Annotated in this window: 35 protein-coding genes; 11 read left to right on the top strand and 24 right to left on the bottom strand. The window is 71.1% G+C overall.

The window, feature by feature from the left end; genetic code table 11:
• Positions 1–31: 31 nt before the first annotated feature.
• The 18 genes from rplR to rpsJ all read right to left on the bottom strand — a co-directional run bounded on the left by rplR (position 32) and on the right by rpsJ (position 8393).
• Positions 32–415, bottom strand: coding sequence for a 50S ribosomal protein L18 (rplR, locus tag VMF51_RS00770; RefSeq protein WP_325472473.1), 384 nt, complete (start codon positions 413–415; stop codon positions 32–34).
• A 1-nt stretch (position 416) separates the two neighbouring features.
• A complete protein-coding gene (gene rplF, locus VMF51_RS00765) occupies positions 417–956 on the bottom strand; it encodes a 50S ribosomal protein L6 (protein WP_325472472.1) in 540 nt (179 codons plus the stop codon).
• A 30-nt stretch (positions 957–986) separates the two neighbouring features.
• The gene (rpsH, locus tag VMF51_RS00760) at positions 987–1394 is read right to left on the bottom strand and encodes a 30S ribosomal protein S8 (protein WP_056151934.1); all 408 of its coding nucleotides are present in this window, start codon (positions 1392–1394) and stop codon (positions 987–989) included.
• Positions 1395–1471: 77 nt separating this feature from the next.
• Positions 1472–1657, bottom strand: a complete 186-nt coding sequence (locus VMF51_RS00755) for a type Z 30S ribosomal protein S14 (RefSeq protein WP_090849746.1) — start codon at positions 1655–1657, stop codon at positions 1472–1474.
• 1 nt (position 1658) lies between these two features.
• Positions 1659–2237: a 50S ribosomal protein L5 gene (rplE, locus tag VMF51_RS00750; RefSeq protein ID WP_325472471.1), complete on the bottom strand. Its 579-nt coding sequence runs from the start codon at positions 2235–2237 to the stop codon at positions 1659–1661.
• Entirely contained in the window at positions 2237–2611 is a 375-nt protein-coding gene (gene rplX, locus VMF51_RS00745) for a 50S ribosomal protein L24 (RefSeq protein WP_325472470.1), read from the bottom strand. Before rplX ends, rplE begins: the two co-directional genes overlap by 1 nt.
• The gene (rplN, locus tag VMF51_RS00740; RefSeq protein ID WP_157341741.1) at positions 2611–2979 is read right to left on the bottom strand and encodes a 50S ribosomal protein L14; all 369 of its coding nucleotides are present in this window, start codon (positions 2977–2979) and stop codon (positions 2611–2613) included. The genes rplX and rplN overlap by 1 nt, the downstream gene beginning before the upstream one ends.
• Positions 2980–3132: 153 nt before the next feature.
• Positions 3133–3408 (bottom strand): 30S ribosomal protein S17, encoded by a 276-nt coding sequence (rpsQ, locus tag VMF51_RS00735; protein WP_090849738.1) that lies wholly within the window; start codon positions 3406–3408, stop codon positions 3133–3135.
• On the bottom strand, positions 3405–3656 hold the full coding sequence (gene rpmC / locus VMF51_RS00730) for a 50S ribosomal protein L29 (RefSeq protein ID WP_325472469.1): 252 nt from the start codon (positions 3654–3656) through the stop codon (positions 3405–3407). The genes rpsQ and rpmC overlap by 4 nt, the downstream gene beginning before the upstream one ends.
• A complete protein-coding gene (rplP, locus tag VMF51_RS00725; protein WP_325472468.1) occupies positions 3656–4075 on the bottom strand; it encodes a 50S ribosomal protein L16 in 420 nt (139 codons plus the stop codon). The genes rpmC and rplP overlap by 1 nt, the downstream gene beginning before the upstream one ends.
• Before the next feature lie 3 nt (positions 4076–4078).
• Positions 4079–4909, bottom strand: a complete 831-nt coding sequence (gene rpsC / locus VMF51_RS00720; RefSeq protein WP_325472467.1) for a 30S ribosomal protein S3 — start codon at positions 4907–4909, stop codon at positions 4079–4081.
• Complete coding sequence (gene rplV, locus VMF51_RS00715) at positions 4909–5334, bottom strand: 50S ribosomal protein L22 (RefSeq protein WP_325472466.1); 426 nt, start codon at positions 5332–5334, stop codon at positions 4909–4911. Before rplV ends, rpsC begins: the two co-directional genes overlap by 1 nt.
• On the bottom strand, positions 5331–5612 hold the full coding sequence (rpsS, locus tag VMF51_RS00710; protein ID WP_011757330.1) for a 30S ribosomal protein S19: 282 nt from the start codon (positions 5610–5612) through the stop codon (positions 5331–5333). The genes rplV and rpsS overlap by 4 nt, the downstream gene beginning before the upstream one ends.
• A 16-nt stretch (positions 5613–5628) precedes the next feature.
• The gene (gene rplB / locus VMF51_RS00705; protein ID WP_325472465.1) at positions 5629–6465 is read right to left on the bottom strand and encodes a 50S ribosomal protein L2; all 837 of its coding nucleotides are present in this window, start codon (positions 6463–6465) and stop codon (positions 5629–5631) included.
• Positions 6466–6494: 29 nt separating this feature from the next.
• Positions 6495–6800, bottom strand: a complete 306-nt coding sequence (rplW, locus tag VMF51_RS00700; protein WP_325472464.1) for a 50S ribosomal protein L23 — start codon at positions 6798–6800, stop codon at positions 6495–6497.
• Positions 6797–7411: a 50S ribosomal protein L4 gene (rplD, locus tag VMF51_RS00695; protein WP_325472463.1), complete on the bottom strand. Its 615-nt coding sequence runs from the start codon at positions 7409–7411 to the stop codon at positions 6797–6799. The genes rplW and rplD overlap by 4 nt, the downstream gene beginning before the upstream one ends.
• A gap of 2 nt (positions 7412–7413) precedes the next feature.
• Complete coding sequence (rplC, locus tag VMF51_RS00690; RefSeq protein ID WP_325472462.1) at positions 7414–8073, bottom strand: 50S ribosomal protein L3; 660 nt, start codon at positions 8071–8073, stop codon at positions 7414–7416.
• Between the two features lie 11 nt (positions 8074–8084).
• Complete coding sequence (gene rpsJ, locus VMF51_RS00685; protein ID WP_008360994.1) at positions 8085–8393, bottom strand: 30S ribosomal protein S10; 309 nt, start codon at positions 8391–8393, stop codon at positions 8085–8087.
• 411 nt (positions 8394–8804) lie between these two features.
• Here rpsJ and VMF51_RS00680 point away from each other — a divergent pair, with 411 nt between their 5' ends.
• The 7 genes from VMF51_RS00680 (at position 8805) to VMF51_RS00650 (ending at position 15705) form a co-directional block, all read left to right on the top strand.
• The gene (locus VMF51_RS00680; protein WP_325472461.1) at positions 8805–9962 is read left to right on the top strand and encodes a dihydrodipicolinate reductase; all 1158 of its coding nucleotides are present in this window, start codon (positions 8805–8807) and stop codon (positions 9960–9962) included.
• Positions 9959–10450: a carboxymuconolactone decarboxylase family protein gene (locus tag VMF51_RS00675; protein ID WP_325472460.1), complete on the top strand. Its 492-nt coding sequence runs from the start codon at positions 9959–9961 to the stop codon at positions 10448–10450. Before VMF51_RS00680 ends, VMF51_RS00675 begins: the two co-directional genes overlap by 4 nt.
• A gap of 63 nt (positions 10451–10513) precedes the next feature.
• Positions 10514–11647 carry a hypothetical protein gene (locus tag VMF51_RS00670; RefSeq protein WP_325472459.1) on the top strand — a complete coding sequence of 378 codons (1134 nt, stop codon included), beginning with the start codon at positions 10514–10516 and terminating at the stop codon, positions 11645–11647.
• On the top strand, positions 11644–12261 hold the full coding sequence (locus VMF51_RS00665) for a DUF4129 domain-containing protein (RefSeq protein ID WP_325472458.1): 618 nt from the start codon (positions 11644–11646) through the stop codon (positions 12259–12261). Before VMF51_RS00670 ends, VMF51_RS00665 begins: the two co-directional genes overlap by 4 nt.
• The gene (locus VMF51_RS00660) at positions 12258–13415 is read left to right on the top strand and encodes a DUF4350 domain-containing protein (protein ID WP_325472457.1); all 1158 of its coding nucleotides are present in this window, start codon (positions 12258–12260) and stop codon (positions 13413–13415) included. Before VMF51_RS00665 ends, VMF51_RS00660 begins: the two co-directional genes overlap by 4 nt.
• Positions 13412–14401 (top strand): MoxR family ATPase, encoded by a 990-nt coding sequence (locus VMF51_RS00655; protein WP_325472456.1) that lies wholly within the window; start codon positions 13412–13414, stop codon positions 14399–14401. Before VMF51_RS00660 ends, VMF51_RS00655 begins: the two co-directional genes overlap by 4 nt.
• 2 nt (positions 14402–14403) lie before the next feature.
• Positions 14404–15705, top strand: coding sequence for a DUF58 domain-containing protein (locus VMF51_RS00650; RefSeq protein ID WP_325472455.1), 1302 nt, complete (start codon positions 14404–14406; stop codon positions 15703–15705).
• A gap of 96 nt (positions 15706–15801) precedes the next feature.
• Here the strand turns inward: VMF51_RS00650 and VMF51_RS00645 are convergent, their stop codons facing one another.
• A complete protein-coding gene (locus tag VMF51_RS00645) occupies positions 15802–16797 on the bottom strand; it encodes a stage II sporulation protein M (RefSeq protein WP_325472454.1) in 996 nt (331 codons plus the stop codon).
• Positions 16798–16837: 40 nt separating this feature from the next.
• Between VMF51_RS00645 and VMF51_RS00640 the strand changes: the two genes are divergently transcribed.
• Genes VMF51_RS00640 through VMF51_RS00630 form a run of 3 tightly spaced genes read left to right on the top strand, consistent with a single transcriptional unit; the run spans position 16838 to position 18546 of the window.
• Entirely contained in the window at positions 16838–17644 is an 807-nt protein-coding gene (locus VMF51_RS00640) for an RDD family protein (RefSeq protein ID WP_325472453.1), read from the top strand.
• On the top strand, positions 17641–18096 hold the full coding sequence (locus VMF51_RS00635) for an AraC family transcriptional regulator (protein WP_325472452.1): 456 nt from the start codon (positions 17641–17643) through the stop codon (positions 18094–18096). Before VMF51_RS00640 ends, VMF51_RS00635 begins: the two co-directional genes overlap by 4 nt.
• A gap of 9 nt (positions 18097–18105) precedes the next feature.
• Complete coding sequence (locus tag VMF51_RS00630) at positions 18106–18546, top strand: VOC family protein (protein WP_325472451.1); 441 nt, start codon at positions 18106–18108, stop codon at positions 18544–18546.
• Between the two features lie 6 nt (positions 18547–18552).
• On the opposite strand, the gene VMF51_RS00625 is transcribed toward VMF51_RS00630, so the two are convergent.
• From VMF51_RS00625 to trmB, 3 genes are all read right to left on the bottom strand, one after another.
• Positions 18553–19605 (bottom strand): hypothetical protein, encoded by a 1053-nt coding sequence (locus VMF51_RS00625; RefSeq protein ID WP_325472450.1) that lies wholly within the window; start codon positions 19603–19605, stop codon positions 18553–18555.
• Positions 19602–20111: a SigE family RNA polymerase sigma factor gene (locus VMF51_RS00620; RefSeq protein WP_325472449.1), complete on the bottom strand. Its 510-nt coding sequence runs from the start codon at positions 20109–20111 to the stop codon at positions 19602–19604. The genes VMF51_RS00625 and VMF51_RS00620 overlap by 4 nt, the downstream gene beginning before the upstream one ends.
• A 128-nt stretch (positions 20112–20239) precedes the next feature.
• Positions 20240–20971, bottom strand: coding sequence for a tRNA (guanosine(46)-N7)-methyltransferase TrmB (gene trmB / locus VMF51_RS00615; protein WP_325472448.1), 732 nt, complete (start codon positions 20969–20971; stop codon positions 20240–20242).
• 34 nt (positions 20972–21005) lie between these two features.
• Between trmB and VMF51_RS00610 the strand changes: the two genes are divergently transcribed.
• Positions 21006–22352: an aspartate aminotransferase family protein gene (locus tag VMF51_RS00610; protein WP_325472447.1), complete on the top strand. Its 1347-nt coding sequence runs from the start codon at positions 21006–21008 to the stop codon at positions 22350–22352.
• Between the two features lie 67 nt (positions 22353–22419).
• On the opposite strand, the gene tuf is transcribed toward VMF51_RS00610, so the two are convergent.
• Together tuf and fusA are read right to left on the bottom strand one after the other, a co-directional pair.
• On the bottom strand, positions 22420–23613 hold the full coding sequence (gene tuf / locus VMF51_RS00605) for an elongation factor Tu (RefSeq protein WP_325472446.1): 1194 nt from the start codon (positions 23611–23613) through the stop codon (positions 22420–22422).
• An 81-nt stretch (positions 23614–23694) separates the two neighbouring features.
• Positions 23695–25224 (bottom strand): elongation factor G (gene fusA / locus VMF51_RS00600; protein WP_325472445.1); only part of this gene is annotated, 1530 nt, incomplete at its 5' end.

The following is a 25224-nucleotide window of genomic DNA, read 5'->3' as shown; positions in this document are numbered from 1 at the left end:
ACTGTTCCTCTTCTCTTTCTGGCTCTTGCGATCAGAAGGTCAGGCCACCGGCGCGGGCGCCGTCGGCGAGGGCCGCGACGCGACCGTGGTACTTGTTGCCGGCCCGGTCGAAGACGACCGAGTCGACACCGGCAGCCTTGGCCCGCTCGGCGACGAGCTCGCCCACGCGCTTCGACTTCTCGGTCTTGTCGCCCGACGCCGAGCGCAGGTCGGCCTCCATGGTGGAGGCGTAGGCCAGCGTCTTCCCGACCAGGTCGTCGACGACCTGGACGGTGATGTGCTTCGAGCTGCGGGTCACGACCAGGCGCGGACGCTCGGCGGTGCCGTTGACCTTCTTGCGGCCGCGGACCTGGCGACGCAGGCGCGACTTCACGCGGCCCGCGGTGTGCTTGTTGTTCTTCAGCGAGATCGCCATGTCACTTACCGGCCTTTCCGACCTTGCGGCGGATGTGCTCGCCGGCGTAACGGACGCCCTTGCCCTTGTAGGGCTCCGGCTTGCGCAGCTTGCGGATCTTGGCCGCAACCTCGCCGACCAGCTGCTTGTCGATGCCGACGACACCGAGCTTGGTGGGGCTCTCGACGGCGAAGGTGATGCCCTCCGGCGCGTCGAAGATGATCGAGTGGGAGTACCCGAGCTGGAACTCCAGCTGGGTCGGGCCCTTGGACAGGACGCGGTAGCCGACGCCGACGATCTCGAGCTTCTTCTCGTAGCCGTCGGTCACGCCCACGACCATGTTGTTGACCAGCGTGCGGGTCAGACCGTGGAGCGACTTGCTCAGACGCTCGTCGTCGGGACGCTTGACGTCGAGGACGCCGTCGTTCTTCTCCACGGTGATCGGGGCGGCCACGGTGTGCGACAGGGTGCCCTTGGGCCCCTTGACCGTCACCAGCGGACCGTCGATCGCCACGTCGACACCCGACGGGACCGCGACGGGGAGCTTGCCAATGCGCGACATGCTGTTGTTACTCCTTCGCAGTTCTCGTCGTTACCAGACGTAGGCGAGGACTTCCCCACCCACGCCCTTCTGGTTGGCCTGGCGGTCGGTGAGCAGGCCCTGGCTGGTCGAGATGATCGCGACACCCAGTCCGCCGAGCACCTTCGGGAGACCCGTGTGCTTGGCGTAGACCCGGAGGCCGGGCTTGCTGATCCGGCGGACGCCGGCGATGGAGCGCTCGCGGTTGCGGCCGTACTTCAGGGTGATGGTCAGCGTCTTGCCGACCTCGCCCTCGGCGGGCTCGGCCACGTCGTACGACGTGATGTAGCCCTCCTGCTTGAGGATGTCAGCGACACCCTGCTTCAGCTTGCTGTACGGCATGGAAACCGCGTCGTGGTACGCCTGGTTGGCGTTACGCAGACGAGTGAGCATGTCTGCGATCGGGTCAGTCATCGTCATGGAAGGTCGTTCTCTCTCTTCTGTGGTTTCGCTCGCCGCGCGGGCGGGCGACCTTCAGCGGTCGTGGGTCCTGGAACTCACCAGGAGGACTTGGTGACGCCGGGCAGCTCGCCGCGGTGCGCCATCTCGCGCAGGCAGATGCGGCACAGGCCGAACTTGCGGTAGACGGCCTTGGGCCGGCCGCAGCGCTGGCAGCGGGTGTAGCCGCGCACCGCGAACTTCGGCTTCTTCGCGGCCTTGACCTTCAGAGCGGTCTTCGCCATGTCAGTTCTCCTTGAACGGGAAGCCGAGCTGCTTGAGCAGCGCGCGGCCCTGGTCGTCGTTGGTGGCCGTGGTCACGATGGTGATGTCCATGCCGCGCGACCGGTCGATCTTGTCCTGGTCGATCTCGTGGAACATGACCTGCTCGGTCAGACCGAACGTGTAGTTGCCACGACCGTCGAACTGGCCCGGGTTCAGGCCGCGGAAGTCGCGGATCCGGGGCAGCGCCAGCGAGAGCAGGCGGTCGAGGAACTCCCACATGCGGTCGCCGCGCAGCGTGGTGTGCGCACCGATCGGCATGCCCTCACGCAGCTTGAACTGCGCGATGGACTTGCGGGCCTTGGTCACCAGCGGCTTCTGGCCCGTGATCGCGGTGAGGTCGCGGACCGCACCCTCGATCAGCTTCGAGTCACGAGCCGCCTCGCCGACACCCATGTTGACCACGATCTTCACCAGACCGGGGACCTGCATGATGTTGGCGATCTCGAACTCGGACTTCAGCGCGGGGACGATCTCCTCGCGGTAGCGGGTCTTCAGACGCGGGGTGACGGCCGCGGAGGCGGAGGTCTGGGTCTCGGTCATCAGATTTCCTTGCCGGTCTTGCGCGAGATGCGGACGCTGCGCGTCGCGGAGTACGTCGAGCCGTCGGGGCGCCGCTTGGTGACCTCGTCACGGCGGAAGCCGATCCGGGTCACGCCGTCGCCCTCGACGAGCATCACGTTGGACACGTGGATCGGCGCCTCGGCGGTGATGATGCCGCCGGTGGTGCCGGCGCGGCCGCCCTGGTTGACGACCTTGGTGTGCCGCTTGACGCGGTTGACACCCTCGACGATCACCCGCTGCTCCTCGCGGAGCACCTGGATGACCTTGCCCTCGGCGCCCTTGTCCTTGCCGGCGATCACCTTGACGGTGTCGCCCTTCTTGATGTTGAGCGACTTGTTCTTCGACTGCGTCATCACAGCACCTCCGGCGCGAGCGAGATGATCTTCATGAACTTCTTCTCGCGGAGCTCACGGCCGACGGGGCCGAAGATGCGGGTGCCCCGCGGCTCCCCGTCGCTCTTGAGGATGACCGCGGCGTTCTCGTCGAAACGGATGTACGAGCCGTCCGGGCGGCGGCGCTCCTTGACGGTGCGCACGATGACGGCCTTGACCACGTCACCCTTCTTGACGTTGCCACCGGGGATCGCGTCCTTCACGGTGGCGACGATGACGTCGCCGATACCGGCGTAGCGCCGACCCGAGCCACCGAGAACACGGATGCAGAGGATCTCCTTCGCACCGGTGTTGTCGGCGACCTTGAGTCGCGACTCCTGCTGGATCATGAGTTTCTCTCCTGGTTGTCGAGCCGGTTCTCAGCGTCTCGTGAACGCTGAGCCTGGCCGAACGGGTGGGGTTGTTACGTGGCCTTCAGCCGCCTGCGGCGGCAAGGACTCGTTCGCTCGGGCGACTCGGAGCCTGCTCGGAGTCGCCCTCGCTCACTTGGCCTTCTCGATGACCTGGACGACGCGCCAGCGCTTGGTGGCCGACAGCGGACGGGTCTCCATCAGGAGGACCCGGTCGCCGATGCCGCACTCGTTGGCCTCGTCGTGCGCCTTGAGCTTGCTCGTGCGGCGGAGGACCTTGCCGTAGAGCGCGTGCTTGACGCGGTCCTCGACGGACACGACGACGGTCTTGTCCATCTTGTCGCTGACGACCAGGCCCTCACGGACCTTGCGCGCGTTGCGCTCGGTGGTCGGGGTCTGCTCGCTCATGCGGCACCATCCTCGTTGCTCTGGTTGTCGCCAGCGTCCGGCGCGGTCCGGATGCCGAGCTCGCGCTCACGCACCACGGTGTAGATCCGGGCGATGTCCTTCTTGACCGTGCGGAGCCGGCCGTGGCTCTCCAGCTGGCCCGTGGCCGCCTGGAAGCGGAGGTTGAAGAGCTCCTCCTTGGCCTCGCGCAGCTTGGCCTCGAGGTCGATGTCGTTCATCTCGTCGAGCTCGTGAGCGGTGGTAGCCATCAGAATTCACCTGCCTCACGGGTGATGAACCGGCACTTCATGGGGAGCTTGTGCATCGCGCGGCGCATGGCCTCGCGAGCAACGGCCTCATCCACACCGGAGAGTTCGAACATGACACGGCCGGGCTTGACGTTCGCGACCCACCACTCGGGCGAGCCCTTACCCGAACCCATGCGGGTCTCGGCGGGCTTCTTGGTCAGCGGGCGGTCCGGGTAGATGTTGATCCACACCTTGCCGCCACGCTTGATGTGACGGGTCATCGCGATACGCGCCGACTCGATCTGGCGGTTGGTCACGTAGTGGCCCTCGACCGCCTGGATGCCGAAGTCGCCGAAGGCGAGCTTCGTGCCACCCTTGGCCGCACCGGTCCGCTTGGGGTGGTGCTGCTTGCGGTGCTTGACACGACGGGGCATCAGCATGGGTCAGCCCTCCTGGGGGGTCTCGGCCGGAGCGGCAGCGGCCTCGGCCGGAGCGTCGGCGGCGGGGGCACCCTCGGCGCCACGGTCCGCCCGCGACGGACGGTCGCCGCGCGACCCACGGGTCGGGCGGTCACCCCCACGCTGCGGACGGCCACCGCGACCGGGGACACCGGCGCGGGCGGCAGCCTGGGCCTGGCGCTCGGCACGGGAGCCGGCGACCTCGCCCTTGTAGATCCAGACCTTCACGCCGATGCGGCCGAAGGTCGTCTTGGCCTCGTAGAAGCCGTAGTCGATGTCCGCACGCAGGGTGTGCAGCGGGACGCGACCCTCGCGGTAGAACTCGGTGCGCGACATCTCGGCGCCGTTGAGGCGGCCGGAGCACTGGATCCGGATGCCCTTGGCACCGGAGCGCATCGAGGTCTGCATCGCCTTGCGCATCGCGCGGCGGAACTGCACGCGGCCGGCGAGCTGCTCGGCGACACCCTGGGCGACCAGCTGCGCGTCGATCTCGGGGTTCTTGACCTCGAGGATGTTCAGCTGGACCTGCTTGCCGGTCAGCTTCTCCAGCTCGCCACGGATGCGGTCGGCCTCGGCGCCACGGCGACCGATGACGATGCCCGGACGCGCGGTGTGGATGTCGACGCGGACCCGCTCACGGGTGCGCTCGATCTCCACCTTGGAGATGCCGGCCCGCTCCATGCCCTTGCTGAGCAGCTTGCGGATGGCGACGTCCTCGCCGACGTACGCCTTGTACAGCTTGTCGGCGTACCACCGCGACTTGTGGTCGGTGGAGATGCCGAGGCGGAACCCGTTCGGGTTGATCTTCTGACCCATCAGGCCTTCCGTCCCTTCTTCTCGGCGACCAGTGCGGCCGGCTGCACGACCAGCGTGATGTGGCTGGTGCGCTTGTTGATGCGGGTCGCGCGGCCCTGGGCCCGCGGGCGCCAGCGCTTCATCGTCGGACCCTCGTCGACCCGGGCGACGGACACGACCAGGTCGTTGCCGTCGAGGCCCTCGGTGGTCGTCGCGTTCGCGATGGCGCTCTCCAGGACCTTGTAGACGGTCTCGGAGGCGGCCTGCGGCGCGAACTGCAGGAGCGAGAGGGCCTGGTCGACGGGCATGCCGCGGACCATGTCGACGACGCGACGGGCCTTCATCGGGGTGATCCGCACGAAGCGGGCGCTCGCGAAGGCACCGGGCTCGTCACCGAGCAGCGACTCGCGACGGGCGCTGGTGCGCTGACGCTCAGTGGTGCTCATCGGCGACGTCCCTTCCGGTCTTCCTTCACGTGCCCGCGGTAGGTGCGGGTGGGGGCGAACTCGCCCAGCTTGTGGCCGACCATCGAGTCGGTCACGAACACCGGCACGTGCTTGCGGCCGTCGTGCACGGCGATGGTGTGACCGATCATGTCCGGCACGATCATCGACCGGCGCGACCAGGTCTTGATGACGTTGTGAGAGCCCTTGGCGTTCTCCGCGTCCACCTTCTTCTGGAGGTGGTCGTCGACGAACGGGCCCTTCTTCAGGCTGCGAGGCATCTGTCTGTCTTCCCTATCAGCGCTTGTTCTTGCCGGACTTGCGACGGCGGATGATCTGGGAGTCGCTGGCCTTGCGCTTGCGCGTACGGCCCTCGGGCTTGCCCCAGGGGGACACCGGGTGACGACCACCCGAGGTCTTGCCCTCGCCACCACCGTGCGGGTGGTCGACCGGGTTCATGACGACACCGCGGACGGTCGGGCGCTTGCCCTTCCAGCGCATCCGGCCGGCCTTGCCCCAGTTGATGTTCGACTGCTCGGCGTTGCCGACCTCGCCGACCGTGGCGCGGCAGCGCACGTCGACGAAGCGCATCTCGCCCGAGGGCATACGCAGCGTGGCGCGGCTGCCCTCACGGGCGACCAGCTGGGCGCTGTTGCCGGCGGAGCGGGCGATCTTCGCACCGCCGCCCGGACGCAGCTCCACGCAGTGGATGGTGGTACCGACAGGGATGTTGCGCAGCGGCAGGTTGTTGCCCGGCTTGATGTCGGAGTTCGGACCCGACTCGACCGGCGTCCCCTGCTCGAGGCCCTTCGGCGCGACGATGTAGCGCTTCTCGCCGTCGACGTAGTGCAGGAGCGCGATGCGCGCGGTGCGGTTCGGGTCGTACTCGATGTGCGCGACCTTGGCCGGCACGCCGTCCTTGTCGTAGCGACGGAAGTCGATGATGCGGTAGGCGCGCTTGTGGCCACCGCCCTGGTGCCGGGTGGTGATCCGGCCCTGGTTGTTGCGGCCGCCCTTCTTGGGCAGCGGACGCGTCAGCGACTTCTCGGGCGTGGTCCGGGTGATCTCGACGAAGTCGGCCACCGAGGAGCCGCGACGGCCCGGGGTGGTCGGCTTGTACTTGCGGATAGCCATGTCTGTATTTCCTCGTTATCCAGGCCCGGTCAGGAGACCGGACCTCCGAAGATGTCGATGCGGTGGCCCTCGGCGAGCGACACGATCGCCCGCTTGGTGTCCTTGCGCTTGCCCAGACCGTTGCGGGTGCGACGGGTCTTGCCCTGGCGGTTGATCGTGTTCACCGAGGTGACCTTGACACCGAAGATCTTCTCGACCGCGATCTTGATCTCGGTCTTGTTGGCGTCGGGACGCACGACGAAGGTGTACTTGTTGGCGTCGAGGAGGCTGTAGCTCTTCTCGGACACGACCGGCGCGATCAGGATGTCGCGGTGGTCCTTGTGCAGGGTGCTCACTTGGAGGCCTCCTTCGCGGTGCCGCTCACGAACGCGTCGTACGCGCCCTTGCTGAAGACGATGTCGTCAGCCGCGAGCACGTCGTACGTGTTCAGCTGGTCGACGGCCACCAGGTGCACCTGCGGGGCGTTGCGCAGCGAGAGCCAGGTGACGGTGTCGGTGCGCTCCAGCACGACCAGGAAGTTGGTCCGGTCGGCGACGCCGGCCAGCGCGGCCAGCGCGGACTTCGTCGACGGGGTGTCACCCGACACGAGGCCCTCGACGACGTGGATGCGCTCGTTGCGCGCCCGGTCGGAGAGGGCACCGCGCAGGGCGGCGGCCTTCATCTTCTTGGGGGTGCGCTGGCTGTAGTCGCGCGGCTGCGGGCCGTGGACGACGCCACCGCCGGCGAACTGCGGCGCGCGGGTCGAGCCCTGGCGGGCGCGGCCGGTGCCCTTCTGCTTGTAGGGCTTGCGGCCACCGCCGCGCACGTCGGCGCGGGTCTTCGTGGCGTGCGTGCCCTGGCGGGCGGCGGCCTGCTGGGCCACGACGACCTGGTGGATCAGGGGAACGTTGACCTCGACGTCGAAGATCTCGGCGGGGAAGTCGACCTTCACGCTCTTGGTAGCCATGCTCAGGCCTCCTGCGTCTTCTTGGCGGCCGAGCGGAGCACGACGAGACCACCCTTGGGGCCGGGAACGGCACCCTTGAGGAGGATCAGGCCCTTCTCGACGTCGACGGCGTGCACGGTGACGTTCTGGGTGGTGACGGTGTCGTTACCCATCCGGCCGGCCATGCGGACGCCCTTGAACACGCGACCCGGGGTGGCGCAGGCGCCGATCGAACCCGGCTTGCGGTGGTTGCGGTGGGCACCGTGCGAGGCGGAGACACCGGCGAAGCCGTGGCGCTTCATCGTTCCGGCGAAGCCCTTGCCCTTGCTGGTGCCGGTCACGTCGATCTCCTCGCCGGCGGCGAAGGTGTCGACGGGCAGCTCCTGGCCCACGGTGAACTCGGTCGCCGCGGTGGTGCGGATCTCGACGAGGTGGCGGCGCGGGGTGATGCCGGCCTTCTCGAAGTGACCGGCGCGCGGCTTCGTCACCTTGCGGCCCTCGATCTCACCGAAGCCGACCTGGATGGCGTTGTAGCCGTCCACGTCGGGGGTGCGGACCTGGGTCACGACGTTGGTGTCGGCGGCGATCACGGTCACCGGGACGATCCGGTTGTTCTCGTCCCACAGCTGGGTCATGCCGAGCTTGGTGCCCAGCAGCCCCTTCACGTTGCGTTCGAAAGTCATGTCCTCAGACCTCAGAGCTTGATCTCGATGTCGACGCCGGCGGGCAGGTCGAGCCGCATCAGCGAGTCGACGGTCTTCGGCGTGGGGTCGATGATGTCGATGAGGCGCTTGTGGGTGCGCATCTCGAAGTGCTCGCGGGAGTCCTTGTACTTGTGGGGCGAGCGGATGACGCAGTACACGTTCTTCTCGGTCGGCAGCGGCACCGGGCCGGCGACCTTGGCACCCGTGCGGGTGACCGTGTCCACGATCTTGCGCGCCGAGGTGTCGATCACCTCGTGGTCATAGGCCTTGAGCCTGATGCGGATCTTCTGTCCCGCCATAGGTCTCTCTCGTCCTTACTTCTCAGCTGCCGCGTGCTTGTCCAGGACGTCCTCCGGCTGAGTAGGTCCCGCCCTGCTGCCCACCACCCTCGCCCCCGACCCCCGCGGTCGGGCGTGTCGCGGCTTTGAGGCGCAACACAGGACCGGGATCCTGAGCTTTGGTTCGTGTGGCTCCCGACGGTTCGTCGAGATCGGGTCTCCCCTCTGCATCACTGCAGAGCCGGTGCGGACGCACACCAGACCACCGAGGTTCTCCGTGTTGGAGAGGGAGACGCGATTCAGGAGTCAAGATGTGCCGCACCCCGGTGACCCACCGGAGCAACCGGACTATCTTGGCAGAGATCCCAGGCAGCGCCAAATCCGGCGGACAGGCCGCCGGATGCGGGCCGCCGGGTCGGCTACTGTCCGTCCATGCGGAACGAGAACACGTTCTCTTCGACGCCGGACGGTGCGGAGGAGACGGTACCCGTCGTCGTCTGGGGAACGGGGAACATGGGCCGCGCGGCGATTCGCGCCGTCACCGCCCATCCCGGCCTCACGCTGGCGGCGGTGATCGTCGCCAGTCCGGCCAAGGTGGGTCTCGACGCCGGTGAGCTGGCCGGCCTCGACGCCCGGCTCGGGGTCGCGGCCACCGCGGACGTCGCTGCCGCGCTCGCGGCGCTGGAGGGCGGGGGCGCGGTCGCCTACATGGCCTCGGGCGACACCCGGCCCGCCGAGGCCGTCGCCGACATCGCCAGCGCGCTGTCGGGCGGAGCCGTCGTGGTGACGCCTGCCCTCTACGCGCTCTACGACCCGCGCAACGCCCCGGCCGAGCTGCGGGAGCCGCTGCTCGCCGCGGCCCGGGCCGGGGGCTCCGCGCTGTTCGTCAGCGGTGTCGACCCCGGCTGGGGCAACGACCTGCTGCCCGTCCTGGTCAGCTCGCTGGCGGGGACCATCGACCAGGTCCGGTGCCAGGAGATCTTCGACTACGCGACGTACGACGCCCCCGACGCCGTGCGCTTCCTGGTCGGGATGGGCGAGCCGATGGACTACGAGCCCCCGATGGTCGCGCCCGGGGTGCCGACCATGGTGTGGGGCGGTCAGGTGCGGATGATCGCCCGGGCGCTGGGGGTCGAGCTCGACGAGATCCGCGAGACCCTCGAGCGCCGGGCGCTGGACACCGAGGTGACGAACGCGATGGGTACCTTCGTGCGCGGCAGCCAGGGCGCGCTGCGCTTCGAGGTCCAGGGCATCGTCGACGGCGAGCCCGCGATCGTCGTCGAGCACGTCACCCGGATCACCCCCGGGGTCGCCCCGGACTGGCCGGTCCCCCCGGACGGCGGGGACGGGACCCACCGGGTGGTGATCGAGGGCCGGCCGCGGATCGAGGTCAGCCTGGAGGCCACCGACGAGTTCGTCGACGGGGTCGGCAACCGTGCGGCGGGCGGCAACGCGACCGCCGCCAACCGACTCGTGAACGCGATCGCCTGGCTGCGCTCCGCCGAACCCGGCCTGTACGACGGCCTCGACGTACCCCTCTCCCCACCCATCGGCCGACTGGGCCGCACGACCACGAAGGTGACCCGATGATCATCGACATCCCCGAAGGCGCGGACCCGATCATGCACGTGTGGGGGCGGATGGTCCCCGGGATCGGCCCCGCGGCGGCGGCGTTCTCGCAGAGCGTCTACGAGCACGGCACCATCGAGCTGCGCGCCTTCGAGGCAGCCCGGCTCCGCACCGCCCAGATCAACGGCTGCCTGTTCTGCCAGGACTGGCGCACCGAGCGCGACGGCGTCAAGGTCGAGGACGACTTCCCCGACGCGGTCACCGCCTGGCGCACCAGCCCGGCCCTCGACGAGCGCGCCCGGCTCGCCGCGGAGTACGCCGAGCGGTACGCCCTCGACCACCACGGGCTCGACGACGCCTTCTGGACCCGGATGAAGGCCGCCTACACCGACCGCGAGATCGTCGAGCTGTCGATGTGCCTCGGGTCCTGGATCGCCTTCGGGCGGCTGAACCGGGTGCTCGGGCTCGACGCCGCCTGCGTGCTGCCGGACCACTTGTCGCGACGCTGACTCCCGACGGGCGCCCACCTGACAGGATGTGCGCGCCGAGTACGGAGCGCGACGGGAGAGCAGATGTCGGGTCACGAGAGCTACCCGCCCCCGGGCGGGTCCCCCGTCCCTCCCCCCGGCAGCCCGCCCCCGCCGTACGGCGGCTCGCCGTACCCTCCGCCGCCGCCCGCGGGCTGGCCGCCGGTCGGTCCCGGTGGACCCGCCCCGTCGTACCCCGCCTGGCAGCCGGCGCCCGGCATGCTCGGGGCGGCCCACAAGCCGGGCGCCATCCCGCTGCGCCCGCTGGGGCTCGGCGACCTGTACGACGGCGCGTTCAAGATCATCCGCTACAACCCGAAGGTCACCGTCGGCGCTCCGGTGCTGGTCTCGGCGCTGGCGCTGCTGATCCCCGTGCTGCTGAGCGTCGTGCTCACCTGGACGGCCGGGTCCGCGGTCGACGCCGAGGCCGACGGTGCCGACCTGTCGACCGGCGAGACCGTCGCCCTGATCGCGCTGATCGGCTCGTTCGTGCTCGGTGTGCTCGCCCAGTCCGTCGGCTCGCTGCTGGTCACCGGGATGATCGCCCACGTGGTGCTCGCCGCCGCGGTGGGACGCCGGCTCGGCCTCGCCGAGGCCTGGCGGGCGACGTACGGCAAGCGCTGGCGGATCCTCGGCCTCGCGCTGCTCCTGGGCCTGGTCTACCTCGTGGGTCTCGCGGCGTACGTCGGGTTGTGGGTGGTGCTGGCACTCGCGATCGACTCCACCGCCTTCCTGGTCGTCTTCGGCCTGGTCTCGGGACCGGCCGTGATCGCCCTGTCCGCGTTCCTCTGCATCCGGTTCACCTACGTCGCGGTCCCGGCACTGGTCCTCGAGGACGTCGGCATGATCGGCGCCGTCCGTCGTTGCTTCCGGCTGACCTCCGGTGCGTTCTGGCGCACCTTCGGCATCTCCCTGCTGACCGTCGTGCTCGCCTACGTCGCCTCGATGGTGCTCACCTGCCCGCTCTCGCTGGTGGGCGGGGTCCTCACGCTGACGGTCTCGCCGGAGTACGAGCTGCTGGCCAACGTGGTCGCGCAGGCGGTGACGACGGTGCTCTCGGCCGCGCTCATCACCCCGTTCGTGACGACCGTGTCCACCCTGCAGTACGTCGACCTGCGGATGCGCAAGGAGGCGTTCGACGTCGAGCTGATGACGAGGGCGGGGATCGTCGCGTCGTGACGGTCCTGCTCCGGGCGGCGGCCGGTCCCCCGCTCGACCCGTCCCCCGACGAGGCGCGCTCACGCCTGCGCCGGGAGCTGCTGAACCCGGAGTACCACGACCAGAACGTCCTCGACCGGATCCTGACCACGCTCGACCGCTGGCTCGGGTCCACCCTGGACGCCGCCGCCGGTACGCCGACGCTCAGGGCCGCGGCCGCCATCGTGGTGGCCGTGCTGCTCGTCACCGCCCTCGGGCTGCTGCTCTCGCGGATCCGGGGCGCCCCGCGGGCCGAGACGGTCGGTGCCGCGCTCACCGAGGAGGTCGTGACCGCCGCCGAGCTCCGGTCCCGGGCACGGACGGCCCTGGCCGAGGAGCGCTACGAGGACGCCGTGGTCGAGGGCTTCCGCGCGCTGACCGTCGGCCAGGTGGAGCGGGGCCGCCTCGAGGACCGACCGGGAACCACCGCCCACGAGGTCGCCGACACGCTCGCGGCGGACCGCCCCGCGCTGCGGTCCCGGATCCTCGACGGGGCGATGCTCTTCGACCTGGTCCGGTACGGCGACCGCAAGGCCACCCGCGAGCAGGCGGTCGCCGTACTCGCCCTCGACGACGAGCTGGCGGGCGTCCGGTGAGCGCCCCGACCGTCGTGAACGCGCCGGCGTCCTCCGACGTGCCGGCCGCCTCCGGCTGGCGTCGGCACCGCTCGACGGTGCTGCTGCTCGCCGTGGTTGTGCTCGCCGTCGCGGTGGTCGCGCTCGTCCTCGGCCGCGCCCGCACGAGCGACCCGCTCGACCCGGCGAACCCCGGGCCGCAGGGGGCGCAGGCCGTCGCGCGGGTGCTCGCCGACGAGGGCGTCGACGTCACCGTCGTCCGCGGTGCCGACGAGCTCGAGGACACCGCCGTCGACGCCGGCACCACCGTGCTGGTGGCCCGTCCCGACCTGCTCGGCGACTCGACGGTGGAGCGGCTGCTCGACCACGCCTCGGCCGCCGCGCGGCTGGTCGTCGCCGGCGCCTCCCCCGGGGCGGCCGAGGCCCTCGGCGTCGCCGCGCCGTCGACGGTGGACCTCGGCGAGGGACGGGACGCGAGCTGCGCGGACCCGCTCGTCGAGGACCTGCGGATCGAGATCGACCTCGCCCTCGCGTACCCCCTCGACGGCTGCTTCGACGGACCCGGCGGCGCGGTGCTGGTCGACGGACCGGGCGATCTCGTGCTGCTGGGCGCGGACCAGGCGCTCACCAACGACCAGGTGCTCCGGGCCGACAACGCCGCCCTCGCCCTGCGCCTGCTCGGCCAGGAGGACCGCCTGGTCTGGTACGTCCCGTCCCTGACCGACCTCACCGGTGACGACGGCGTCAGTGCCGGCGCGCTGGTCCCCCGCTGGATCGGACCGGCGCTGTTCCTGCTCACCCTGGTCGTCGGCTCCCTGATGCTGTGGCGCGGGCGCCGGCTCGGCCGACTGGCGGTCGAGCCGCTGCCGGTCGTGGTGACCGCCGCCGAGACCGTGCGCAGCCAGGGGCGGCTCTACCGCCACGGCGGAGACCGCGCGCACGCCGCCCGGACGCTGCGCGCCGCGACCCGGACCCGGCTGTGCGAGCGGCTGGCGCTCGGCGCCGCCGTACCCCCGGACGAGCTGGTGCGCGCCGTCGCCCTGCACAGCGACCGCCCGGCTCCCGAGCTGTACGCCCTGCTGTCGCCCGACGCCGCGGCGCCGGCGCGCGACACGGACCTGATCGCCCTGGCCACGACGCTGGCCGCACTCGAGGAAGAGGTGTCCCTCCGATGACCGAGCCCCTGACCCAGACCCCCGCCGCGCTCGACGACGCCCGCGCCCGCGAACGGCTCGCCGCCGTCCGCGGCGAGGTGGCGAAGGCCGTGGTGGGCCAGGACGCCGCGGTGTCCGGCCTGCTGGTCGCGCTGCTGTGCGGCGGGCACGTGCTGATGGAAGGCGTGCCGGGCACCGCCAAGACGCTGCTGGTGCGGACCCTCGCGGGGGCGCTCGACGTCGGGACCCGGCGCGTGCAGTTCACCCCCGACCTGATGCCGGGCGACATCACCGGCTCGATGGTCATCGACTCGCACGCGGGCGAGCTCAGCTTCCGCGAGGGACCGGTCTTCACGAACCTGCTGCTCGCCGACGAGATCAACCGGACGCCGCCGAAGACCCAGTCGGCCCTGCTGGAGGCGATGGAGGAGGGGCAGGTCTCGGTCGACGGCGTCTCCCGCCCGCTGCCGCGGCCGTTCCTGGTCGCCGCCACCCAGAACCCCGTCGAGTACGAGGGCACCTACCCGCTGCCGGAGGCCCAGCTGGACCGGTTCCTGCTGAAGGTGGTGCTGCCGATCCCCGGGCGGGCCGAGGAGCTGGAGATCCTGCGTCGGCACGCCGAGGGCTTCGACCCGCGCGACGTCGCGGGCGCCGGGGTCACCGCCGTCGCCGGACCGGACGACATCGCGGCCGGTCAGGCCGCCTTACGGCGGGTGCAGGTCTCGCCGGAGGTCGCGGGGTACGTCGTCGACATCGCCCGCGCGACCCGCGAGTCGCCGTCGCTCAGCCTCGGGGTCAGCCCCCGGGGCGCGACCGCGCTGCTGCGGGCGTCCCGGGCCTGGGCCTGGCTGACCGGACGCGACTTCGTGACGCCCGACGACGTGAAGGCACTCGCGCACGCGACGCTCGTGCACCGGCTGGGACTGCGACCGGAGGCCGAGCTGGAGGGCGTCGACGTCGCGCAGGTCCTGGCCTCGGCCCTCGGGTCCGTCCCGGTCCCCCGCTAGCCGTGGCCGTCTCCGGCCGCGTGCCGCTGCTCCTGCTGCTGGGCCTGGTCCCGGTGGTGCTGCGGCCCGAGGCCAGCACGGTGTGGCTCTGGTTCCTCACGGTGGCGCTCGTCGTCACCGTGGACGTGCTCCTCGCTCCACGACCCCGACGGTTGCGGGTGGAGCGCGGTCCGATCGGCGCGGTCCGCACCGGCGAGCCGACCGCGTCCCGGCTGCGGGTGTCGTACGACGGCCCGCGCCGGCTCCGTGCCCTGGTCCGCGACGCCTGGCAGCCGACCGCGGGCGCGAGCCACAACCGGCACCGGGTCTCGCTGCCGTCGGGCGACAGCACCGTGCTGCGGACGCCGTTGCTGCCCCGCCGCCGGGGCGACCTGCGGGCCGTGGGCGTGACCGTCCGGGCACACGGGCCGCTCGGTCTCGGCTCCCGCCAGGCCACCCTCGACGTCCCCGGACACGTGCGCGCGCTGCCCGCGTTCCCCTCGCGGCGCCACCTGCCCTCCCGGCTGGCCCGGCTGCGCGAGCTCGACGGCCGGGCGGCCGTCCGGGTCCGCGGGCAGGGCACGGAGTTCGACTCGCTGCGCGAGTACGTCCGCGGCGACGACGTACGGTCCATCGACTGGCGCGCCTCGGCCCGCAACCGTAGCGTCGTCGTCCGGACCTGGCAGCCCGAGCGGGACCGCCGGGTCGTGCTCGTCCTGGACACGTCGCGGACCTCCTCCGGCCGGGTCGACTCCGGCGTCGGGGTGCCGCGTCTCGATGCCGCCATGGACGCGACCTTGCTGCTCGCCGCGCTCGCCTCGCGCGCCGGCGACCGGGTCGACCTGGTCGCGGGCGACCGGCGCGTCCGCGCCCGGCTGCGCTCGTCGGGCTCCCGCGACGTGGCCGCCCGCCTGCAGGACGTCATGGCCGACCTGGAGCCGGTCATCGCGGAGGCCGACTGGACGGCCCTCGCCGGCGCGGTGACCGCGCTCGGACGCCAGCGCGCGCTGGTCGTGCTCCTCACCCCGCTGGAGCCCGCCGCGGTCGAGGAGGGCCTGCTGCCGGTGCTCCCCACGCTCACCCGCCACCACCGGGTCGTCGTCGCCTCCGTGCGCGATCCCGCCCTCGACGAGCTCGCCGCCCGCCGTACCTCCCTCGACGAGGTGTACGGCGCCGCCGCGGCCGAGCAGGCCCTGCGCCGCCGGCGCGCCACCGCCGACCTGCTCGGGGCGCTCGGCGTCGACCTGGTCGACGCCGACGCCGACCGGCTCGCGCCCGCGCTCGCCGATCATTACCTGTCGCTGAAGGCGCGGGGGTTGTTGTAGCGGGGACGCAGATTCCCCGGTCCACCGGGGAACCTGGACGTTCCCAGGCAGAACTTCCCCCCCAGAACGTCCGGGGTCGGCCGAGAACCCCTCCCGTCACTCCGCCGTGGCCACCCGGTCCTCGAGCAGCGAGGCGTCGACGTCGCCGGTGCCGCCGCGCAGCACGGCGTTGCGACCGAGCACGAACACGTAGGCGAGGAACAGCAGCTCGGCGAGTACGCCGATGCCGACGCGGGCCGCGGTGGGCAGGCCGGACGGCGTCACGAAGCCCTCGATCAGCCCGCTGACGAACAGCACCGCCACCAGGCCGAGGGCGACCGTGCCCGCCGTACGACCCTCCCGCGCGATCGACTGCGCACGCGTGAGGCCGCGCGGCTCGACCCAGGACCAGAACAGCCGGAGCCCGACGCCGCCGGCGACGAAGACCGCCGTGAGCTCCAGCAGGCCGTGCGGCAGCAGCAGGCCCCAGAAGTGCTGGCCGTGGTCGTGGCGATGCATGATCGAGCCGATGACCGCCAGGTTCGAGATGTTCTGGAAGAGCAGGTAGACGACCGGGAAGCCGAGGATGCCGAGGGCGAGGCACAGGGCGGTGACCCAGGCGTTGTTGATCCACACCTGAGCGGCGAAGTTCCCGGCGGCGTACTCGCTGTAGTAGCCCTCGAAGTCCTCGTCGACCAGCTGGTCCACCTCGGCGGGCGAGAGCAGGCTCTGCTCGACCGCGGGGTTGTCGAGGAGCCAGAGCATCATCACGGCGATCACGACCACGTTGGCCGCGAGGCAGCCCAGCCACCACCAGCGCAGCCGGTACAGGGCCGCCGGGAAGCGGTCGGTGAAGAAGGTGGCGATACCGCGCCAGGACCCGACGCGGGTGCCGACGGTGCGGTACCGGGTGCGCGCCAGCAGGGACGACAGGTGCGCGATCAGGGCACCGTCGGGCGCCGACGTCCGGACGACGGACAGGTGGGTGGCGACCCGCTGGTAGAGCTCGACCAGCTCGTCGGCCTCCGCGCCCGTCAGGCGGCTGCGGCGCTGGAGCTCCTCGAGGCGCCGCCACTCCGGCGCATGCGCGAGCACGTAGGCGTCGAGGTCCACGCGCGCAGCCTACGGCCCGCCACGCCTACACTCGGCCGCGATGACCGCCCCGGAGTTCGCGACCCTCACCGCCGATGACCTGGTCACCGGCGAGGCCGTCGCGCTCGACCTGCCGCCGGCGGGCCTGGGCGCCCGGATGGTCTCGGGCCTGATCGACGTCTGCCTGACGTTCCTGGTGCTGGCCGTGGTGCTGCTCGTCTACATGGTGGCGGCACTCCAGGCCGACGGCGCCATCTTCCACATCGCCCTGGTCGGCACCCTGATCACGGTCTTCCTCGTCTACCCGACCGCCATCGAGACGCTCACCCGGGGCCGCTCGGTCGGCAAGCTCGCCATGGGGCTGCGGACCGTGCGCGACGACGCGGGCCCGATCGGCTTCCACCAGGCCTTCGTCCGTGCGCTGATCGGCCTCGTCGAGATCTGGGCCTTCTCCGGCGCCCCGGCGCTGATCTCCGCGATGGTCAGCTCGCGCGGGAAGCGGCTCGGCGACTACGCCGCGGGCACGTACGTCGTCCGCGACCGGGTCCGGCTGCAGCTCGCCCCTCCTCCGGCGATGCCGCCGCCCCTGGCCGGCTGGGCGCGTACGGCGGACCTGCGGTCGCTGCCGACGGGACTGGCGCTGGCCGTCCGGCAGTACCTCTCCCGCCTCCCCCAGCTCGACCCGGTCTCGCGCGAGCGGATCGGGGCCGACCTGGCCGGCCGGGTCTCGTCGTACGTCGCCCCGGCGCCGCCTCCGGGCACGCCGCCGGAGGCCTTCCTGGCCGCCGTGGTCGCCGCCCGCCGCGAGCGGGACGGCGCCCGGCTGGCGCGCGAGGCCGAGCTGCGACGGCGGCTCACCCGGCGATGACCGCCCGCGCGCCGGACGACGCGCTCGTCCACCTGCGCCGCGCCCGCGACCACGCCGACCGCCACTTCGCCGAGCCGCTGGACCTGCAGTCGCTGGCCGCGATCGCGGGGATCAGCAAGTTCCACTTCCAGCGGCTGTTCACCGCGACGTACGGACGCAGCCCGGCGGCGTACCTCTCCGAGCGCCGGATCGAGCGGGCCCAGGACCTGCTCCGGGCCACGAACCTGACGGTCACCGAGGTGTGCCACGCGGTGGGGTTCTCCAGCCTGGGGTCGTTCAGCAGCCGGTTCCGGCAGCTGGTGGGCGAGCCGCCGAGCGCGTTCCAGCAGCGGTACGCCGGCACCGGCGGGTCCCGGATCCCCGGCTGCTACGTCTTCATGTGGGGCCTGGCCGAGCGGCGGCCGGCGAACCCCGCAAGCGAGGAGAAGCAGACCCCGGTCCCACCCTCCTAGCGTGGCCGCATGATCTCCAACATCTCCCTGGTCAGCGTCTGGGTCACCGACATCGACGACTCCCTCGCCTTCTACACCGACGTCCTCGGCTTCGAGACCAAGGACGACCTCATGCTCGGCGAGGACTTCCGCTGGTGCACCGTCGTCCACCCCAGCCAGCCCGAGCTGCAGGTCCACCTGACCACGCCCAGCGCGCCGCTCTCCGACGACCTGATCGCCGCCATGCGCCGCGCCCAAGCGGAGGGCGGGCTCCCCGGGCTCGGCCTTGCGGTCGACGACTGCCAGAAGACCTTCGAGGAGCTCTCCGCGAAGGGTGTGGTCTTCCTGCAGGAGCCCACCCAGCGGCCGTACGGCGTGGAGGCGCTCATGCGCGACAACTCCGGCAACTGGATGGTGCTGGTCGAGCACCGCGAGTACGCCCCCGAGGACTTCGCCGGCTTCGAGGGCTGAGTCGCCTCAGGAGTGCAGCTTCAGGGTGCCTCCCGGGTCGCGGAACAGCTCCCGGCACGTACGGCGCTCCGTCCCGCACTCCCACAGGCTGTTGCCCGCCGGGTCGCGCGCGACCACGACGAAGGTGTCGGGTGAGGTCCAGGCGATGCCGCCGTCGTACCCGCCGGGGCCGTCGACCAGTTCGACGGTCCCGGTGCGGGGGTCGACGAGGGTGAGGTCGCCGTCGGCCACCCGCGCGTAGCGGCTGCCGTCCTGAGAGAGGCGTCCGACGCCGCCGTCCGTGCTCGCGACGGCGGCGGTACGGCGCCCCGTACCCGCGTCGTAGAAGCGCACGCCGCGCTGGGTCTCGACGGCCAGCGATCCCGAGGCCAGCGATCCGCCGATGACCCCGCGTCCGCTCGGGATCCGGCGCAGCACCTCCTGCTCCCGCAGCAGCGACAGCCCGTCCTCGTCCGACTCGACGCGGGTGCGCCCGTCGACCAGGTACAGGTCGCCCGTGGGCGAGACGTCGGTCTCCCACCCGTCCCGCAGGGTGCCGCGGACCAGCGCGCCGTCCGCACGCTGGGCGCGCAGCACGCCGGAGGAGTCGAGCCACGCCTGGTCGACCACACCGGCGAGCAGCCGCTCGGCCGCGCCTGCGCGCCCGCCGTCGACCGGGACGCCGACCAGCGCACCGGTCGAGTCGGTGAGCACGATGACGTCGGTGAGGTCGCCGAGCACGTTGCGGGCGGGCACCTCCGTCGTGTCGAAGCCGTCGGGGCCACCCACCACCAGCCGGTCCTCGACCACGAACCCGACCAGGTGACGCGGGTCGGCGACCGGTCGGGCGGCGGCGTCGGTGGTCGGCGGCGCCGCGTCCTCGAGGACGACCGACAGGCCGACCGCCGCGACCGCCGCCGCGGCCACGCCGCCGATCGCGACCGCCACCCGCCCCGTCGTACGACGGCGGCGCTCGGCGCGAACCCGGGCCTGGACGGCCACCCGGTCGAGTGATGGCGCCTCGACGGCGTCGCGGACCCCGGTCAGTGCGGTGCGGATCTCGATGTCGATGCTGCTCATGACGGCTCCTCGGCGGACAGGGCGGCGGGGTGGAGGTCAGGGAGGGCGGCGCGCAGCCGTTTGATGGCGTGGTGGGTCTGGCTCTTCACCGACCCGACCGAGCAGCCGAGCTCCCGCGCGGTGGCCTCGGCCGTCAGGTCCTCGACGTAGCGCAGCACCAGGGTCGCGCGCATCCGCGGCGGCAGCCGGCGGACCTCCGCCCACAGGTCGAGGTGCTCGGCGCGCACGTCCAGGCCGCCGGCGTACCCGGTCTCGGGCAGCTCCTCGGTCGGCACCTCCCGGCGCCGTCTCGGCCACTGCCGCGTCATCTGCCGGACCATCGCCTGGCGCACGTAGGCGTCGGCGGCGCCCTTGTCGCGGATCGAGGACCAGCGCACGCAGGTGCGCGCGAGGGCGTCCTGCAGCAGGTCCTCGGCCTGGTGGCGGTCGCCGGTCAGCAGGTACGCCGTGCGGTAGAGCGGCGCCCAGCGCGCCGCCATGAACTCGTCGAACCCGAGCTCGCTCATCGGACCTCCCTGGTGCTCACGACAGGGAAGGACACCTCAGGCGGCAGGAAGGTTGAGTCGAATGCCGGGTCGGCACCACATTCACGCCGGGTCGGCACCACATTCACGCCGGGTCGGCGGTGGAGGGATCAGCGATCGACGGCGCGGTAGAGCAGATCCGTGATCTCGCGGCCGGCCTCGATGCCCTTGCGCTCGAACTTGGTGACCGGTCGCTCGTCCCAGCGCTCGACGACGCCGCCCTCCAGGGCGGGCTCGGCGTCGAGGACCTCGCGCATCTGCTCGGCGTAGTCGGCCCAGTCCGTCGCCAGCCGCCAGGCCCCGCCGGGCGCCAGCCGGCTCGCGACCAGCCGGGCGAAGTCGGCGTCGACCAGCCGCCGCTTGCGGTGCTTCTTCTTGTGCCACGGGTCCGGGAAGAACGTCCACAGCTCGCTGATGCTCCGCTCGGCGAGCAGGTGCTCCAGGGACCAGACCGCGTCCACGCTGCAGAGCCGGACGTTCTCGGCGCCCGCGTCGGCGAGCCGCCACAGGGTGTCGGCCACGCCGGGTCGCCAGACCTCGAAGGCGAGCACGTCGTACGACGGCCGCGTGGCCGCCAGCGCCGCGGTGGCCTCGCCGACCCCGGAGCCGATCTCGACGATCAGCGGCGCCTCGCGCCCGAACCACTGCTGCCAGGAGAAATCGGACTGGTCGACCGCGGCGTCCGGGATCACCCACTTCTCCTGGTGCGCGGCCCAGGCGGCGGCCTGGTTGGGCGTGAACCGCGCACCGCGCCGCGAGTAGCTCAGCACCTCCCGCATCCGTCGACCGTCCTCGGTCAGTCGGTGGTGGGGTCGGGCGGGTCGGACGCCGTGCTCGTGCATGACGTCCATCCTCCCTCACCACTACGTTTCCATCATGATCGACCACGACCGCCTGGCCCGCCTGCACGCCGACGAGGAGCAGCGCTTCGTCTCGCTCCACCCCCGGTCCGCCGCCCTGGCCGAGCAGGCACGCGGTCCGCTGCTGGCCGGCGTACCCATGCCGTGGATGACCCGATGGCCCGGGGCCTTCCCGGTCTTCGTGGAGTCCGCCTCCGGTGCCCGACTCGTCGACGTCGACGGGCACGAGTACGTCGACCTCTGCCTCGGCGACACCGGGGCGATGACCGGGCACGCCCTTCCCCAGGTGGCCGACGTCGTGGCCGAGCGTGCGCGCAGGGGCATCACCACGATGCTGCCGTCCGCGGACGCGGTCTGGGTCGGCGAGGAGCTGGCCCGGCGCTTCGGGCTGCCGACCTGGCAGCTCGCGATGTCGGCGACCGACGCGAACCGGTTCGTGCTCCGCTTCGCCCGGCACCTCACGCAGCGGCCGCGGATCGCGGTGATGGACTGGTGCTACCACGGCACGGTCGACGAGACGCTGGCCGTGCTCGACGGCGACCGGGTGGTGCCGCGGCCGGGCGCCCTGGGACCGCAGGTCGACGTCGGTGAAACCACCGCGGTGGTCCCGTTCAACGACCTGGACGCCCTGGACCGCCGGCTCGCCGAGGGCGATGTCGCCTGCCTGCTGATGGAGCCGGCCCTGACCAACATCGGCATCGTGCTGCCCGACGACGGATACCTCGCCGGGGTCCGGGAGGTCACCCGCCGGCACGGTGTGCTGCTGGTGATCGACGAGACGCACACGATGTGCGCCGGCCCGGGCGGCTGTACGGCGGCCTGGGAGCTGGAGCCCGACCTGGTCGTCGTGGGGAAGGCGATCGCCGGCGGCGTACCGGCGGCGGCGTACGGGATGACGGCCGAGGTGGCCGAACAGCTCTCCGGCCCGATGCTCGGCCACGAGATCGACGTGGCCGGGGTCGGCGGCACGCTGACCGCCAATGCGCTCGCCCTCGCGGCGGTCCGCGCGACGCTCTCGACCTGCCTGCGCGAGGAGGACTTCGCGGTCGCCGTACCGCTGGCGGAGCGGTTCACCGACGGGGTCGCCGGAGTCATCGCCGAGCACGGCCTGCCCTGGCACGTCCAGCGCCTCGGCTGCCGCGCGGAGTACTGGTTCTGCCCGCCTCCGCGCGACGGCGCCGCCGCGGCGGCCGCGGTCGACGAGCAGCTGGAGGCGTTCCTGCACCTGTGGTGCCTGAACCGCGGCGTCCTGCTCACGCCGTTCCACAACATGGCGCTCTTCAGCCCGCACCACACGGAGGCCGACGTCGACCGCCACACCGAGGTGTACGCCGACGCCCTCTCCGCCCTCCTCCCCCGATAGCCGAAATGCAGAACGGCCCCGGACCATCAGGTCCGGGGCCGTGCTGGTGGAGCTGGGTGAGGCTAGATCACTTGGTGATCTTGGTGACCCGGCCGGCGCCGACGGTGCGGCCACCCTCACGGATCGCGAACCGCAGGCCCTCGTCCATGGCGATGGGCTGGATCAGCTCGACGGCCATCTCGGTGTTGTCACCGGGCATGACCATCTCGGTGCCCTCGGGCAGCGTGACGACGCCCGTGACGTCCGTGGTCCGGAAGTAGAACTGCGGACGGTAGTTGTTGAAGAACGGCGTGTGACGGCCGCCCTCCTCCTTCGAGAGGATGTAGACCGAGGCCTCGAAGTTGGTGTGCGGGGTCGTGGTGCCCGGCTTGATGACGACCATGCCGCGCTCGACGTCCTCGCGCTTGGTGCCACGGAGGAGCAGACCGACGTTCTCGCCCGCCTGGCCCTCGTCGAGGAGCTTGCGGAACATCTCGACACCGGTGACGGTCGACTTCATCGAGCCCTCGCGGATGCCGACGATCTCGACCTCCTCGTTGACCTTCACGATGCCGCGCTCGATGCGGCCGGTGATGACGGTGCCACGACCGGTGATGGTGAAGACGTCCTCGACGGGCATGAGGAACGGCTTGTCCGTCTCACGCTCGGGGGTCGGGATGGCCTCGTCGACCGCGTTCATGAGCTCCATGATCGAGTCGCCCCACTTGGCGTCGCCCTGCAGCGCCGGGAAGGCGGCAACGCGAACGACCGGGATGTCGTCGCCCGGGAACTCGTACTCGGAGAGGAGCTCGCGCACCTCCATCTCGACGAGCTCGATGAGCTCCTCGTCGTCGACCATGTCGCACTTGTTGAGCGCGACGACCAGGGCGGGCACGCCGACCTGGCGGGCGAGCAGGACGTGCTCACGCGTCTGCGGCATCGGGCCGTCGGTGGCCGCCACGACCAGGATCGCGCCGTCCATCTGCGCCGCACCGGTGATCATGTTCTTGATGTAGTCGGCGTGACCGGGGCAGTCGACGTGCGCGTAGTGACGCGCCTCCGTCTGGTACTCGACGTGCGCGATCGAGATCGTGATACCGCGCTGACGCTCCTCGGGAGCCTTGTCGATGTCCTCGAACGCCGACGCGGCGTTGAGGTCCGGGTGCTTGTCGTGCAGCACCTTGGTGATCGCCGCGGTGAGCGTCGTCTTGCCGTGGTCGATGTGACCGATGGTGCCGATGTTGACGTGCGGCTTGGTCCGCTCGAACTTCGCCTTAGCCACTGGGGCTCCTCCTGGTTGTGTGTTGCTGACTCGTACTGACGGGGGTGGTGCCGAAGGTGCGCGCAGAGAGACCCGGGTGGGTCACTCCCCACGAACCTTCTTGATGATCTCGTCGGCGATGTTCGTGGGAACCTCGGCGTACGAGTCGAACTCCATCGAGTACGACGCCTGGCCGGAGGTCTTGGACCTCAGGTCGCCAACGTACCCGAACATCTCGGACAGCGGCACGAGGGCCGCGACGACGATGTCGCCGTGCCGCTCCTCCTGCGCGCGGATCTGGCCGCGACGGCTGTTGATGTCGCCGATGACCGTGCCGAGGAACGACTCGGGGGTCGTCACCTCCACGGCGAACATCGGCTCCAGCAGCACGGCCTTCGCCTGGCGGGCGGCCTCCTTGAAGGCCTGGTTGCCGGCGATCTTGAACGCGAGCTCGGAGGAGTCGACGTCGTGGTAGGCGCCGTCCTCGAGCGTGAACTTCACGTCGACCATCGGGTAACCGGCGAGCACGCCGAACTCCATGGCGTCCTGGCCGCCCTGGTCGACCGACGGGATGTACTCGCGCGGCACGCGGCCACCGCTCACGTTGTTGACGAACTCGTAGCCCGCACCGGTGCCGGTCTCGGGGTCGATGTTCGGCTCCAGCGAGACGACGACCTTCGCGAACTGACCCGAACCACCGGTCTGCTTCTTGTGCGTGTAGCTGTGGTTCTCCACCTTGCGGCGGATGGTCTCGCGGTAGGCCACCTGCGGCTTGCCGACGGTCGCCTCGACGCGGAACTCGCGCTTCATCCGGTCGACGAGGATCTCCAGGTGGAGCTCGCCCATGCCGGCGATGATCGTCTGGCCGGTCTCCTCGTCGGTGTTGACCGTGAAGGTCGGGTCCTCGTCGGAGAGCCGCTGGATCGCGGTGCCGAGCTTCTCCTGGTCGCTCTTCGTCTTCGGCTCGATGGCGACCTCGATCACCGGGGCCGGGAACGTCATCGACTCCAGGACGACCTGGTTCTGCGGGTCGGACAGGGTGTGACCGGTCTTGGTGTCCTTCAGACCCATGACGGCCACGATCTGGCCGGCGCCGACCGACGCGATCTCCTCACGCTTGTTGGCGTGCATCTGGTAGACCTTGCCGATCCGCTCCTTCTTGCCGTTGACCGAGTTGACGACGGTCGAGCCGGCCTCCAGCTTCCCGGAGTAGACGCGGACGTAGATCAGCTTGCCGAGGTGCGGGTCGGAGGCGATCTTGTAGGCGAGGCCGGAGAACGGCTCGCTGTCGGAGGGCTTCCGAGCGATCTCGGTCTCCTCGTCGTTCGGCTTGTGGCCGATGATCGCGTCGATGTCGAGCGGCGACGGGAGGTACTTGACGACCGCGTCGAGCAGGGGCTGGACGCCCTTGTTCTTGAACGCGGTGCCGCACAGCACCGGGTTGATCTTGCTCGCGATGGTGGCACGGCGGATGCCGGCCATGAGCTCAGCGGTGCTGGGCTCCTCGCCCTCGAGGTACTTCTCCATCAGCTCGTCGTCGTTTTCGGCGGCCGTTTCGAGCAGCCGCTCACGCCACTCGCGGGCGACCTCGAGGTGGTCATTCGGCACGTCGACGGTCTCGAAGGTGTCGCC

It is taken from the genome of Nocardioides sp. (assembly GCF_035503875.1).
Taxonomy (GTDB): Bacteria; Actinomycetota; Actinomycetes; order Propionibacteriales; family Nocardioidaceae; genus Nocardioides.
The sequence above is the reverse complement of the archived record's forward strand: the minus strand, read 5'-3'. Positions and strand labels throughout refer to the sequence as shown.